A 13,527-nucleotide genomic window follows, 5' to 3' on the forward strand; every position below is an offset into this window, starting at 1 on the left:
TACTGTCCGGAACAGAACGACCGAATGATCGGTCGCCTGATATGTGCGGTTGGCGAGGGAGAGGGCGCGATGGCGGGCTCGACGGACTCGAAGGGCCTGCTCGACGCGGGCGAGCGGCTGGACCCGGACGGACTGCGGGCCCTTCAGCTGGAGCGGCTGCGCGCCTCGCTGCGGCACGCGTACGAGAACGTGCCCTTCTACCGGGAGTCCTTCGACAAGGCCGGGCTGCGCCCCGAGGATTGCCGTTCGCTCGCCGACCTCGCCCGGTTCCCGTTCACGGTGAAGGCGGACCTGCGGGAGAACTACCCGTACGGGATGTTCGCGGTGCCGCAGGACCGGATCCGGCGCCTGCACGCGTCCAGCGGGACGACCGGGCGGCCCACGGTCGTCGGCTACACGGAGAACGACCTGTCCATGTGGGCGGACATGGTGGCCCGTTCGATCCGCGCGGCGGGCGGCCGGCCCGGCGACAAGGTCCATATCGCCTACGGCTACGGCCTGTTCACGGGCGGCCTAGGCGCCCACTACGGAGCGGAACGCCTCGGCTGTACGGTGATCCCCGCGTCCGGGGGCATGACGGCCCGCCAGGTGCAGCTGATCCAGGACCTGAAGCCCGAGATCATCATGGTGACCCCGTCGTACATGCTGACCCTGCTCGACGAGTTCGAGCGCCAGGGCGTGGACCCGCGGGGCACCTCGCTGCGGGTCGGGGTGTTCGGGGCGGAGCCATGGACGCAGGAGATGCGCCGCGAGATCGAGGAGCGGTTCGCGATCGACGCGGTCGACATCTACGGACTCTCCGAGGTCATCGGTCCCGGTGTCGCCCAGGAGTGCGTGGAGACCAAGGACGGTCTCCACATCTGGGAGGACCACTTCTACCCGGAGGTCGTCGACCCGATCACCGGTGAGGTGCTGCCGGACGGCGAGGAGGGCGAGCTGGTCTTCACCTCGCTCACCAAGGAGGCCATGCCCGTCATCCGTTACCGGACCCGGGACCTGACCCGGCTGCTGCCCGGGACGGCGCGGGTCTTCCGCCGGATGGAGAAGATCACCGGACGCAGCGACGACATGGTCATCCTGCGCGGGGTCAACCTCTTCCCGACGCAGATCGAGGAGATCGTGCTGCGGACGCCGGGGGTCGCCCCGCACTTCCAGCTCCGGCTGACCCGCGAGGGCCGTCTCGACGCGCTCACGGTCCGGGCGGAGGCCCGGTCAGGTGCGACTCCGGAGGCGCGCGAGGCGGCTGCGCGGGCGATCACGGCGGGCATCAAGGACGGGATCGGTGTCTCCGTCACGGTGGAGATCGTCGAACCGGAGTCCCTGGAACGGTCGGTGGGCAAGCTGAAGCGGATCGTGGACCTGCGACCGCGTGCCTGACCGACGCGGGCGGGGCCGCGGGGTACCTGACACCCCCGCGGCCCTGTCCGCTACACCCGGCCGAACCGGTCGCGCAGTTCGCGCTTGAGGATCTTCCCGCTGGCGTTGCGGGGCAGCTCGTCCACGAACAGGACCCGCTTGGGCGCCTTGAAGTGGGCGAGCTTCTCGCGCGCGTGGGCGATCAGTTCGTCCTCGGTGACCTCGCCGCGGGGGACGACGACCGCGGTGACGGCCTCGATCCAGCGCTCGTCCGGGAGTCCGACGACGGCCACCTCGGCGACCGACCCGTGCGTGTACAGCGCGTCCTCGACCTGCCGCGAGGCGACCAGGACACCACCGGAGTTGATGACGTCCTTCACCCGGTCCACCACGGTGAAGTAGCCGTGGGCGTCGCGCACGGCGAGGTCCCCCGAGTGGAACCAGCCGTCACGGAACGCCTCGGCGGTCTCCTCGGGCTTGTCCCAGTAGCCCTCGCACAACTGCGGTGACCGGTAGACGACTTCGCCCGGGGTGCCGTCGGGTACGTCCTCGCCCTCCTCGTCGACGACCCGCGCGTCGACGAACAGCACGGTACGTCCGCAGGAGTCCATCCGGCCCTTGTGCTCGTCCGGTCCGAGGACGGTGGCGAGCGGGCCGATCTCGCTCTGGCCGAAGCAGTTGTAGAAGGCGAGCTTCGGCAGCCGCTCGCGCAGCCGCTCCAGCACGGGGACCGGCATGATCGAGGCGCCGTAGTAGGCCTTGCGCAGCCCGCTCAGGTCGCGTTCGGCGAAGTCGGGGCGGTTCGACAGGCCGATCCACACGGTGGGCGGGGCGAACAGGCTGTCCGCGCGGCCCGTCTCGATCAGCTCGAAGATCCGGTCCGCGTCCGGTGCGTCGAGGATGGTGTTCGAGGCGCCGACGGCGAGGTAGGGCAGCAGGAACACATGCATCTGCGCCGAGTGGTACAGCGGCAGCGAGTGCACGGGCAGGTCCCCGGCGCTCAGATCGAGGGCGGCGATCGCGCTCAGGTACTCGTGCACCAGGGCGCGGTGCGTCATCATCGCGCCCTTGGGCAGCGCCGTGGTGCCCGAGGTGTAGAGCAGCTGCACGAGCGTGTCGGCCCGCGGCTCCTCACCGTCGTACGGGAGTGCGTCCTCCAGCCGCCGCAGCAGCGAGTCCTCCGCGTCGCGCAGCGGCAGGGTCCGGGTGCCCTCGGGGAGCCGGACGGCGAGGTCGGGGTCGGTCAGCACCAGGGCGCTGCCCGACTGGCCCACGATGTAGGCGAGGTCGTCGCCGGTCAGGTTCTGGTTCACCGGCACATGGACAAGTCCGGCGCGGGCGCAGGCGAGGAAGCCGATCAGATAGGCGTCCGAGTTGTGGCCGTAGGCGCCCACGCGGTCCCCGGGGGACAGCCCCTGATCCAGGAGGACGGTCGCCGCGCGGGAGACGGCCTCGTCCAGTTCCGCGTACGTCCAGGAGCGCTCTCGGTAGTCGACGGCGCGCCGCGCCGGTGTGCGCCGGGCGCTGCGGCGCAGCACCCCGTCGACCGTACTGCCGTGTCCAGGCTTCATGCACGTGATCCTCGATCCGCGCAACGGCCAGGTCAAGTGAGTGCGGTGGGCCGCCGTGGCGCGGCGGACGGGCCGGGCGGGCGGGCCGGCCGCCGTGGCGCGGCGGACGGGTCACATCGCCCGGGTGCGGCCCTCCCAGTAGGGATCGCGCAGCCGTCGCTTGTACAGCTTGCCGTTGGGGTCGCGGGGCATGGCGGCGATGAAGTCGACGCTCTTGGGCCGCTTGTAGCCGGCGAGCTGCCGCTCGCAGTGGGCGAGGATGTCGGCGGCGAGCGCCGGTCCGGCCTCGTGGCCCGGCGCGGCCTCGACCACGGCCTTGACCTCCTCGCCCCAGTCGTCGTGCGGGATGCCGAAGGCGGCCGCGTCGGCGACGGCGGGGTGGGACAGCAGCGCCGCCTCGATCTCGGCCGGGTAGATGTTGACCCCGCCCGAGATGATCATGTCGATCTTGCGGTCGCGGAGGAAGAGGAAGCCGTCCTCGTCGAGCAGGCCGAGGTCCCCGACGGTGAAGAAGTCGCCGATGCGGTTCTTGCGGGTCTTGCCCTCGTCCTTGTGGTACGAGAATCCGCCGGTGCTCATCTTCATGTAGACGGTGCCGAGTTCACCGGCCGGCAGCCGGTTGCCGTCGTCGTCGAAGACGGCCAGTTCGCTGATGGGCCAGGCCTTGCCGACGGTGCCGGGCTTCTTCAGCCAGTCCTCGGCGGTCGCGAAGGCGCCGCCGCCCTCGCTGGCCGCGTAGTACTCCTCGACGCATTCGCCCCACCACGCGATCATGGCCCGTTTCACATGGTCGGGGCAGGGCGCGGCGCCGTGGATGGCGTGCCGCATCGAGGAGACGTCGTAGCGGGCCTTCACCTCGTCGGGCAGGGCGAGGAGCCGGTGGAACTGGGTCGGCACCATGTGGGTGTGGGTGCACCGGTGGACGTCGACGACCCGCAGCATCTCCTCCGGCGTCCACTTGTCCATCAGGACCAGCCGGTGGCCGATGTGCAGGGAAGCGCCCGCGAACTGGAGGACCGCGGTGTGGTAGAGCGGCGAGCACACGAGGTGCACGTTGCCGTCGAAGGCCCTGATGCCGAAGATCCCGAGGAAGCCGCCGAGGTACGACTCCTCGGGGAGCTTGCCGGGCAGCGGGCGCCTGATGCCGCGGGGGCGGCCGGTGGTGCCCGAGGTGTAGTTCATGACCCAGCCGAGGGTGCGGTCGGCGGGCGCCGATCCGGGCCGTCCGTCGAGGAGTTCGGCGTACGGGCGGAAACCCTCGACCTCGCCGACGGCGTACCGCTGAGCAGGAGGCAGCTTCGCCTCGTCGGCCGCGTGGCGGGCCGCGTCGGCGAACCGTTCGTGGGCGATGAGGACCTTGGCCCCCGAGTCGGAGACGATCCAGGCGATCTCGGGCCCGACGAGGTGGTGGTTGACGGGGACGAGATAGAGACCGGCCTGCGAGGCGGCGAGGTAGGCGACGAGGAACTCGACCCCGTTGGGCAGCACGACCGCGAAGGAGTCGCCGCGTTCGAGGCCCGCGGCCCGCAGCCCGTGGACGAGCGCGTTGGACGCCTCGTGCAGGCGCCCGGCGGTCCACTCCTCGCCGTCCGGGGTGACGAGGACGATCCGCCCGGGGTCCGCGGCGGCCTGGGCCCAGAAGCCGTTGGGTGCTGTGGTCATGCCTGCTCTCCCCTGCCCGCGATGCGGTTGATGCGGTCGACGGCGCGTTCGAAGCCCCGGGTCAGGTCGTCGAAGACCTCCTGGACGGAGCGTTCGCTGTTCATCCGGCCGACGATCTGTCCGACCGGGGTGCCGAGCAGCGGCTCCACCTCGTACTTCTGGATGCGGGAGACGGCGTCGGCCACCAGGAGTCCCTGGAGCGGCATCGGGAGCGTTCCGGGCCCGTGCGGGTCGTCCCAGGCGTCGGTCCACTCGGTGCGCAGCTGGCGTGCGGGCTTGCCGGTCAGGGCACGCGAGCGGACGGTGTCGCCGGAGCCGGCCGCGAGGAGTTTGCGGGTGACGGCCGGGGAGTGCAGGTCGGCCTCGGTCACGGTGAGCCAGAGGGAGCCGAGCCACACCCCCTGGGCGCCGAGGCTCAGGGCAGCGGCCACCTGCTGTCCGCTGCCGATGCCGCCGGCGGCCAGGACGGGCAACGGGTCCACGGCGTCGACGACTTCGGGGGTCAGCACCATCGAGGCGATGTCCCCCGTGTGCCCGCCCGCCTCGTAGCCCTGGGCGACGACGACGTCGATGCCGGCCTCGGCGTGCTTGCGCGCGTGCCGGGCGCTGCCCGCGAGCGCCGCGACGAGCACGCCCTTCTCGTGGGCGCGCCGGACGACGTCGGCGGGCGGTGAGCCCAGCGCGTTGGCCAGGAGCCTGATCGGGTAGTCGAAGGCGACGTCGAGCTGGCCCCGGGCGACCTGTTCCATCCAGCCGGTGATGCGCCAGCCGGACGCCTCGCCCTCGTCGAGTTCGGGGACGCCGTACTTGGCGAGGGTCTCCCGGACGAACTGACGGTGGCCCTCGGGGATCATCGCCTCGACGTCGGCCTCGCTGACGCCCTCGACCTTCTTGGCGGGCATGACGACGTCCAGGCCATAGGGCCTGCCGCCGACGTTCGCCTCGATCCAGTCGAGGTCGCGCTCCAGGTCCTCCGGGGCGGTGTAGCGGACCGCGCCGAGCACGCCGAATCCGCCCGCGCGCGAGATGGCCGCGGCGACGGCGGGGAACGGCGTGAAGCCGAAGATGGCGTGCTCGACTCCCAGTTCCTTGCTCAGCTCCGTCTGCATGGGCGCAGGATGCCGCAGACCTCCGGACGAGGGAAGGCCTTTTCTGATACTCCGTCAGATATCACGGCCCGCCCCGGGCGGGGTTGACACGCCGGGCGCTGACGGGAAAGTTCCACTCGGCACGGCAGACCCGGAAAGATACTTTCAGGCGACGCGAGCGAGAGGCTTCCCGATGACCGAAGGCGTGCGGGACCCGGCGCAGGGCACACCGGACGGAGCGGGCCGCGGACCGACCCGCCGGCAGTGGGGCCGGGGCGTCCTGGCGCTGGGCGGGGCGGTGGCCCTCGCCCCCTTCCCCGCGGGCCCGGCGGCGGCCGCGCCGGGGCACGGCCGGCGGACCCTGCGGCACGGCACCCCGCAGGAGGCCGGGCTGCTCGCCGGCCACCTGCGTCAACTCGTCGCCGACGCCCGGGCGTTCCTCGGCCCGTCCCCCCAGCATCCCTGGTACGCCGGTGCCGTGCTGCTCGCCGGGCGCGGCGGCACCGTGGCCCTGCACGAGCCGATCGGCATGGCCGTGCGCTACGCGGCGTACGACGAGAGGACGGACTCCGGGGTCGAGTTCCCGGCCGACCTGCAGATCCCGGCGTCGGGCGACACGGTCTACGACCTCGCCTCCGTGTCCAAGCTGTTCACCTCGATCCTCGCGGTGCAGCAGTTGGAGGGCGGCGCCCTGGAACTGGAGGCCGCCGTGGCCTCGTACCTCCCGGAGTTCGCGGGTGGCGGCAAGCAAGACGTGACGATCCGTCAACTGCTGACCCACACCTCCGGGTTCCGCTCCTGGCTCCCGCTGTACAAGGCGCCGACCCGCGAGGGCAAGCTGCGGCTCATCTGGGACGAGAAGCCCGTCGCCGCGCCGGGGACGGCCTATCTGTACTCGGACCTGAACCTGATCTCGCTCCAGCTGGTCCTGGAGACGGTCACGGGTCGGAGCCTCGACACCCTGCTGCGCGACGGGATCACCGGCCCGCTCGGCATGGACCGCACCCGCTACAACCCGCCCGCCTCCTGGAAGCCGGGCATCGCCGCCACGGAGGACGCGCGGGCGCCCTGGTCGGGCCTTGACCGGGGGCTCGTCTGGGGCGAGGTCCACGACGAGAACGCCTACGCGCTGGGCGGGGTCGCCGGTCACGCCGGGGTCTTCTCCACCGCCTGGGACCTCGCGGTCCTCGGACGCACCCTGCTGAACGGCGGCGCCTACGGCAGCGCGCGCATCCTGCGGCCGGACTCGGTCGATCTGATGTTCACCGACTTCAACACCGCCTTCCCCGGCGACGAGCACGGCCTCGGCTTCGAGCTCTACCAGCATTGGTACATGGGCGCGATGGCGACACCGCGCACCGCCGGCCACACCGGATTCACCGGCACCTCACTCGTCCTCGATCCGACGACCGATTCGTTCCTGATCGTCCTCGGCAACTCCGTCCACCCCGTGCGTACCTGGCGTTCCGGCTCCGCTCCCCGGGTCGCCGCCGGGAACCATCTGGCGCGGGCCGTCGCCGTGCGTCCGGCGCGTGGCCGTACGTCGTGGTTCTCCGGGATGGCGAGCGCGACGACGGCCACGCTGACGCTGCCCGCGCTCGACACCACCGCGGGACCGGCCCGTCTGCGCTGCGCGCTGTGGTGGGACACCGAACCCCGGTCGGACGTCCTGTTCCTGGAGTCCTCCGCCGACGGCGGCACCACCTGGCAGCCCGTCCCCTTCACGACCCGGCGGCCGTCGAAGGAACCCGAGGACCATCCCGCGGGGACGGCCACCGGCTGGTCGGGGCGGGTGTGGCACGCGCTCGGCGCGGATCTGCCGGGCGCGGCGGCCCTCACGCTGCGCTGGCGGTACACCACCGACCGGCTGTACGTCGGCCGCGGCGCCTACGTCGACGCACTGCGGGTCGAGTCCGGTGACCGCGTCCTCTTCGACGAGCGCCGGCCCGCCGACGCGGAGCGAATCGCGGCGGCGGGCTGGGAGCCCTCGGCGGACTGACGGCGGGGCGGCCGGAGTCCCCGGGCCCCGCCGTCCGGTTTCTAGGCCGTGCCGGCCAGGGACTCCAGCACCGCCTTCGCCGCGTTGTGGCCCGGTACCCCGCTCACCCCGCCGCCGCGCACCGCGCCGGCCCCGCACACCATCACGTTGGCGTGCCGGGTCTCCACGCCCCAGCGGCCGGTGCCCTCCTGGGCGTAGGGGAAGGCGAGGTCACGGTGGAAGATGTTGCCGCCCGGCAGGCGCAGGTCCCGTTCCAGGTCGAGCGGGGTCTTCGCCTCGATGCAGGGCCGCCCGTCCGCGTCGGTGGCCAGGCAGTCGGCGAGCGGCTCGGCGAGATGGGCGTCCAGCTGGGCCAGCGTGGACTTGAGCAGTTCCTCGCGCACGGAGTCGTTGTCCCGCTCGAAGAGCCGCGCCGGTGTGTGGAGGCCGAAGAGCGTGAGGGTCTGGTATCCCCGCTCGACCAGCTCGGGGCCAAGGATGCTGGGGTCGGTGAGCGAGTGGCAGTAGATCTCGGACGGCGGCGCGGAGGGCAGCTCACCGGCGGCGGCCTGGGCGTGGGCGGCCGCCAGCTGCTCGTACCCCTCGGCGATGTGGAAGGTCCCGGAGAACGCCTCGCGCGGGTCGACGGAGGTGTCGCGCAGCCTCGGCAGCCGCTTGAGCAGCATGTTCACCTTGAGCTGGGCGCCCTCCGCCGGTTCCGGGGACTCGTCCCCGGTGAGGTGGGCGAGCTCCTGCGGGGAGGCGTTCACCAGGACGTGGCGGGCCGCGACGACCCCCTCGCCCTCGGCCGTCCGATACGTGATCTCGGCGGACTCGCCGTCCGTGTCGATCCGCAGCACCTCGTGGCCGGTCTGGATCACGGCTCCGGCGGCGCGCGCCGCGCCGGTGATCGCGTCGGTGAGGGCGCCCATGCCGCCGACGGGCACGTCCCAGGCTCCCGTGCCGCCGCCGATCACGTGGTAGAGGAAGCAGCGGTTCTGCCGCAGCGAGGGGTCGTGGGCGTCGGCGAAGGTGCCGATCACCGCGTCGGTGAGGACGACCCCGCGCACCAGGTCGTCGGCGAAGTTCTCCTCGACGGCCTTGCCGACGGGTTCCTCGAAGAGGATCCGCCAGGCGTCCTCGTCGTCGATCCGCGCCCTCAACTCCTCACGGGTGGGCAGCGGTTCGGTGAGCGTCGGGAACACCCGCTGCGCGACGCGGCCGGTCATCCCGTAGAAGCGCTGCCAGGACTCGTACTCGCGCTCCGATCCCGTCAGCCGGGCGAAGGCCTCGCGGGTGCGACGCTCGCCGCCGCCGACGAGCAGTCCGGTGGGCCGCCCGTCGCGCTCGACGGGCGTGTACGAGGAGACCGTCCGGCCCCGGACCCGGAAGTCGAGGCCGAGGTCCCGCACGATCTTCCGGGGCAGCAGGCTCACCAGGTACGAGTAGCGCGAGAGCCGCGCGTCGACCCCGGCGAAGGGCCGGGTCGAGACGGCGGCGCCACCGGTGTTCCCGAGGCGCTCCAGCACCAGCACGGACCGGCCGGCCCGGGCGAGATAGGCGGCGGCGACCAGTCCGTTGTGGCCTCCGCCGACGATCACGACGTCATATCCCTCGTGTACAGGCATGCCTCTTCGTAGCACGTGATGATCTACGTCGGCCAGGGGTGTGCGGCAGGCGGCGGCACCTCCGTCAGGGCCCCTGCCGGTGGTTGAGGCGGGCTGCCTGACGGGTCAGATGGTCGCGTTCGGCCAGGTCGGACGCCTTGTGCGCGGCCTCCGCGTACAACCGTGCCGCCTTCGGCAGATCGCCGTCGCGTTCGTGGAGGTGGGCGGCCACCGCGGTGTGGCGGGGCAGCGACTCGTCCAGTTCGGCGAGCGCAGCGAGGCCCGCGCGCGGTCCGTCCGCCTCACCGACGGCCACCGCGCGGTTGAGCCGGACGACGGGGCTGTCGGTCAGCCGCGCGAGCTCGTCGTACCACTCGACGATCTGCACCCAGTCGGTCTCCTCGGCGGTGCGCGCGTCGGCGTGCAGGGCGGCGATGGCGGCCTGGGCCTGGAACTCGCCGAGCCGGTCGCGGGCGAGGGCCGCCTGGAGGATCTCGACGCCCTCGGCGATCGCCCGGGTGTCCCAACGGCTCCGGTCCTGCTCGGCCAGCGGTACGAGGCTCCCGTCGGGGGCGGTCCTGGCGGCGCGCCGGGCGTGGTGGAGCAGCATCAGCGCGAGGAGACCCGCCACCTCGGGGTGATCGACCTGAGCGGCGAGCTGCCGGGTGAGCCGGATGGCCTCGGCGACGAGGTCGACGTCGCCGGAGTAGCCCTCGTTGAAGACCAGGTAGAGGACGCGGAGCACGGTGGCGACGTCGCCGTGCCGGTCGAGTCGCACGCCGGAGACGGTGCGCTTGGCCCGGCTGATGCGCTGCGCCATGGTCGCCTCGGGGACCAGGTAGGCGCGGGCGATCTGGCGGGTGGTGAGTCCGCCCACCGCGCGCAGGGTGAGCGCGACGGCGGAGGACGGGGTCAGGGAGGGGTGGGCGCACAGGAAGTAGAGCTGGAGCGTGTCGTCCACGCCGCTGGCGGGTCCCGCCGCCGGCTCCTCGTCGACCAGGTCCTCGCGCCGGCGGCGGGCGGCCTCCGCGCGGGTGGCGTCGAGGAACCGGCGCCAGGCCACGGTGACCAGCCAGCCCTTGGGGTCCCGCGGGGTCTCCTCCGGCCAGACGCGGACGGCCTCGACGAGCGCGTCCTGCACCGCGTCCTCGGCCGCCGCGAAATCGGCTCCGCGGCGGACGAGGACGGCGAGCACACCCGGTGTGAGGCTCCGGAGCAGGGCCTCGTCCATGGTGGAGGTCACTCGGTGACGTTGGGGTGGGCGGTCAGGAACGGGCGGACCTCCAGCCATTCGTGGATCGGCCTGCCGCCGGCGCCGGGGGCGGCCGACAGCTCCCCGGCCAGCTCGACGGCGCGTTCCTGGCTGTCGACGTCGATGATCATCCAGCCGGCGATGAGGTCCTTGGTCTCCGCGAACGGTCCGTCGGTGACCGGCGGACGCCCCTCTCCGTCGTAGCGGACCCACTGCCCCTCGGGGGCGAGCGCCTGGCCGTCCACGAACTCCCCGGACTTCTCCAGCCGGGCCGCGAAGTCGTTCATGTACTGGATGTGCTCGGAGATCTCCTCCGGCGTCCACTGGTCCATCGGCACGTTGTTCACCGGGTCGGGCGCGCCGCGGTAGTGCTTCAGCAGCAGGTACTTGGCCATGGTGGTTCTCCTCGGTACTGGTGCGACCCATTGTGGGCGCGTTCACCTCTGGGACGGAGCGGGCCACGGCTTCTCGACATCACGGGCCGAGATTTCCGGGAAGTTTTTTCCGGGGACCTTTCCAGGCCCCTCTCGGGCCCCTCGCGGGCCTGCCCGCGGACTCCCCGGGGCCTCTCCCGGACCGGTCTCCAGCCTCCCCGGAGCCTCTCCGGGACCTGTCCCCGGCCTCCCCGAGGCCCCCGAGCCTCCCCCGGCCCCTCCCGGGCCGCTTCCGGAGCCCGTGTCCGCGCTCGTGACGGCGCCCCTTCCGGCGGTCAGCGTCCTCCGGCCGCGCGTCGCTGTCTCAGGGCGGCCACCTTGCGGTACAGGTCCGCGGCCTCCCGCCGGTGTCCGAGCTGCTCCAGACAGTTCGCCTCGTCGGTGCGGCTGGCGAGCGTGTCGGGGTGGTCGGCGCCGAGCACCCTCTCGCGGGCGGCCGAGACCCGCCGGTACTCGGTGAGGGCGTCGGCCCAGCGGCCGAGCCAGCCGAGGCCGACGGCGACCTCGCGGCGGCTGACGAGGGTGTCGGGGTGGTCGGCCCCGAGGGCCCGCTCACGGATGGCGCACACGTCCCGCGACTCGGCGAGGGCCTCCTCCCAGCGGCCGAGGCGGCCGAGGTTCACGCCCAGCCCGTGCCGGGCGCGCAGTGTCTCGGGGTGGGTGGCGCCCTGCGCGCGGGTGCGGTCGGCGACGAGCGCGCGGTACAGGTCCAGGGCCTGCGCGCTGTGGCCGAGCCGGCCGAGGCTGATGCCCACCTCGTAGCGCGCGGCGAGCGTGTCGGGATGGTCGGGTCCGAGCGCCCGCGCACGGGCCTCCGCCACCTCCTGGTAGGCCCGCAGCGCCTCGGGCCAGCGCCCCAACTGTCCGAGGGCATAAGCGACTTCGTAGCGCGTGACGAGGGTGTCCGGGTGGGCCGGCCCGAGCACCCGGGCGCGGGCCACGGCGACGTCGGCCGCCATGCGGTACGACTCCTCCAGGCGTCCGAGCCTGCTGAGGTTGAAGGCGAGGTTGTGACGGCAGCGCAGGGTGTCGGGATGGTCGGGACCCATGGCGCGCTGCCGGGCGGCGAGGACCGAGGTGTAGGCCTGGTGCGCCTCGAAGTGGCGGCCCAACTGGCCCAGTACGTACGCCATTTCCTGCCGTGCGGCCAGGGTGTCGGGGTGGTCGACGCCGAGCACCCGCTCCCTGGCCTGGGCCACGCGCGCGTACTCGCCGAGCGCGTCGCCGGGCCGTCCGGTGCGGCTGAGGGTGAAGCCGATCTCGTACCGGCTGGCGAGCGTGTCCGGGTGGTCGGGCCCGAGCAGCCGCTCCCGTTCGGCGGCGACCGAGCGGTGGACCTCGCCCGCCTCGGTCCAGCGGCCGAGCCGGCCGAGACTCAGTCCGGCGTTGTGCCGCCCCGCCAGGGCGGTGATCGACTCCGCCGCGGGGGCGGGACGTTCCGACCGGCCGGGAGGAAGCGCCAGGGCGCTGGACGGGCGGGCGGTCCACTCACCGGTGAGACCGGCGGAGGCGTCGGGCGGGGTGGCGCGCCATCCCGAGCCGGTGGCCTTGTGGCCGGTCGTCATGCCCTGCGTCCAGGACGGCAGCCGGGGCGCGCGGGCGGGCGGCCGAGCGGGCGGGGACGGGACGCGCGGCGCCCCGGAGCGCCCGTCGGCTGCCGGGTCCGGCAGGGGGCGGGCGACCACCGTCGGCACGTACATCGGCGTGGTGCGCCCGGCGGTGATGCGGCGGGCGAGTTCACCGGCGTCCTGCGGTCGCTGCTCGGGCCGTTTGGCGAGCAGGTCGAGGATGATCCGCTCCAGGTACTCCGGCAGGTCGGCCCGTCGGGCGCGGGGCGCCTCGGGCACGGTGTCGCGATGCCCGACGAGGATGGCCCAGGCGTCGCCGTGGTCGAACGGCGGTGCGCCGGTGGCGAGTTCGTAGAGGACGCAGCCGAAGGAGTAGAGGTCGCTGCGCTGGTCGACCTCGGAGCCGCTGATCTGTTCCGGCGACATGTAGTGCGGGGTCCCCATCGCGACGCCGGTGCCGGTGAGCCGGGAGGTGAACCCGATGTCGTGGCCGAGCCGGGCGATGCCGAAGTCGCAGATCTTCACGGTGCCGTCGGTCAGCCGCATGATGTTCGCGGGCTTCAGGTCCCGGTGCACGATGCTCTGTTGGTGGGTGTAGGCCAGCGCGGCGGTCACCTGCTCGGCGATGTCCTCGATCTCGGCGACGGCCAGCGGCCGGGGCCGGTTGTCCTCCAGGAGCTGGCCGAGGTTGTGTCCCTCCAGCAGCTCCATCACCAGGTACAGCACACCGTCGTCGTCGCCGAAGTCGTGGACGACGGTGACTCCGCGGTGCTGGAGGGCCGCGGCGACCCGGGCCTCGCGCCGGAACCGCTCGCGCAGGACGCGGGCGAAGGAGGGGTCGTGGTGCGGGCCGAGCGGCTTGAGGCACTTGACGGCCACCTGGCGGCCCAGCGACTCGTCCCGCGCACGCCACACCTCGCCCATGCCGCCGCGCCCGATCGGATCGAGCAGCCGGTACCGGCCCTGGATCAGCCTGCTCTCCGCCATCGCGCGCGATCGCCCCCGTCACTG

The 13,527-nt window shown here is 72.9% G+C and carries 9 protein-coding genes; 2 read left to right on the forward strand and 7 right to left on the reverse strand.

Going from position 1 to position 13,527, the window contains the following annotated elements; all coding sequences use genetic code 11:
- The first annotated feature begins 69 nt into the window (after positions 1 to 69).
- Positions 70 to 1,377, forward strand: a complete 1,308-nt coding sequence (paaK, locus tag IO36_RS03205; RefSeq protein WP_037615782.1) for a phenylacetate--CoA ligase PaaK — start codon at positions 70 to 72, stop codon at positions 1,375 to 1,377.
- A 50-nt stretch (positions 1,378 to 1,427) separates the two neighbouring features.
- Here paaK and IO36_RS03210 read toward each other — a convergent pair whose 3' ends face one another.
- The 3 genes from IO36_RS03210 to IO36_RS03220 form a co-directional block, all read right to left on the reverse strand.
- Positions 1,428 to 2,927 carry an acyl-CoA synthetase gene (locus IO36_RS03210; RefSeq protein WP_037615784.1) on the reverse strand — a complete coding sequence of 500 codons (1,500 nt, stop codon included), beginning with the start codon at positions 2,925 to 2,927 and terminating at the stop codon, positions 1,428 to 1,430.
- 111 nt (positions 2,928 to 3,038) lie between these two features.
- Positions 3,039 to 4,589: an acyl-CoA synthetase gene (locus IO36_RS03215; protein ID WP_037615786.1), complete on the reverse strand. Its 1,551-nt coding sequence runs from the start codon at positions 4,587 to 4,589 to the stop codon at positions 3,039 to 3,041.
- Entirely contained in the window at positions 4,586 to 5,698 is a 1,113-nt protein-coding gene (locus IO36_RS03220) for an NAD(P)H-dependent flavin oxidoreductase (RefSeq protein ID WP_037615789.1), read from the reverse strand. Before IO36_RS03220 ends, IO36_RS03215 begins: the two co-directional genes overlap by 4 nt.
- Positions 5,699 to 5,870: 172 nt before the next feature.
- On the opposite strand from IO36_RS03220, the gene IO36_RS03225 reads away from it, so the two are divergent.
- Complete coding sequence (locus tag IO36_RS03225; protein ID WP_051899943.1) at positions 5,871 to 7,676, forward strand: serine hydrolase domain-containing protein; 1,806 nt, start codon at positions 5,871 to 5,873, stop codon at positions 7,674 to 7,676.
- Positions 7,677 to 7,717: 41 nt separating this feature from the next.
- Here IO36_RS03225 and IO36_RS03230 read toward each other — a convergent pair whose 3' ends face one another.
- The 4 genes from IO36_RS03230 to IO36_RS48865 form a co-directional block, all read right to left on the reverse strand.
- Positions 7,718 to 9,283: a phytoene desaturase family protein gene (locus IO36_RS03230; protein WP_037615792.1), complete on the reverse strand. Its 1,566-nt coding sequence runs from the start codon at positions 9,281 to 9,283 to the stop codon at positions 7,718 to 7,720.
- A gap of 64 nt (positions 9,284 to 9,347) precedes the next feature.
- Positions 9,348 to 10,493 carry an RNA polymerase sigma factor gene (locus IO36_RS03235; RefSeq protein ID WP_037616165.1) on the reverse strand — a complete coding sequence of 382 codons (1,146 nt, stop codon included), beginning with the start codon at positions 10,491 to 10,493 and terminating at the stop codon, positions 9,348 to 9,350.
- A gap of 8 nt (positions 10,494 to 10,501) precedes the next feature.
- A complete protein-coding gene (locus IO36_RS03240; RefSeq protein WP_037615794.1) occupies positions 10,502 to 10,909 on the reverse strand; it encodes a YciI family protein in 408 nt (135 codons plus the stop codon).
- 314 nt (positions 10,910 to 11,223) lie between these two features.
- A complete protein-coding gene (locus tag IO36_RS48865; protein WP_037615796.1) occupies positions 11,224 to 13,503 on the reverse strand; it encodes a serine/threonine-protein kinase in 2,280 nt (759 codons plus the stop codon).
- Between the last annotated feature and the right edge of the window lie 24 nt (positions 13,504 to 13,527).

The organism is Streptomyces aureus (genome assembly GCF_000725495.1).
Lineage (GTDB): Bacteria > Actinomycetota > Actinomycetes > Streptomycetales > Streptomycetaceae > Streptomyces > Streptomyces aureus_B.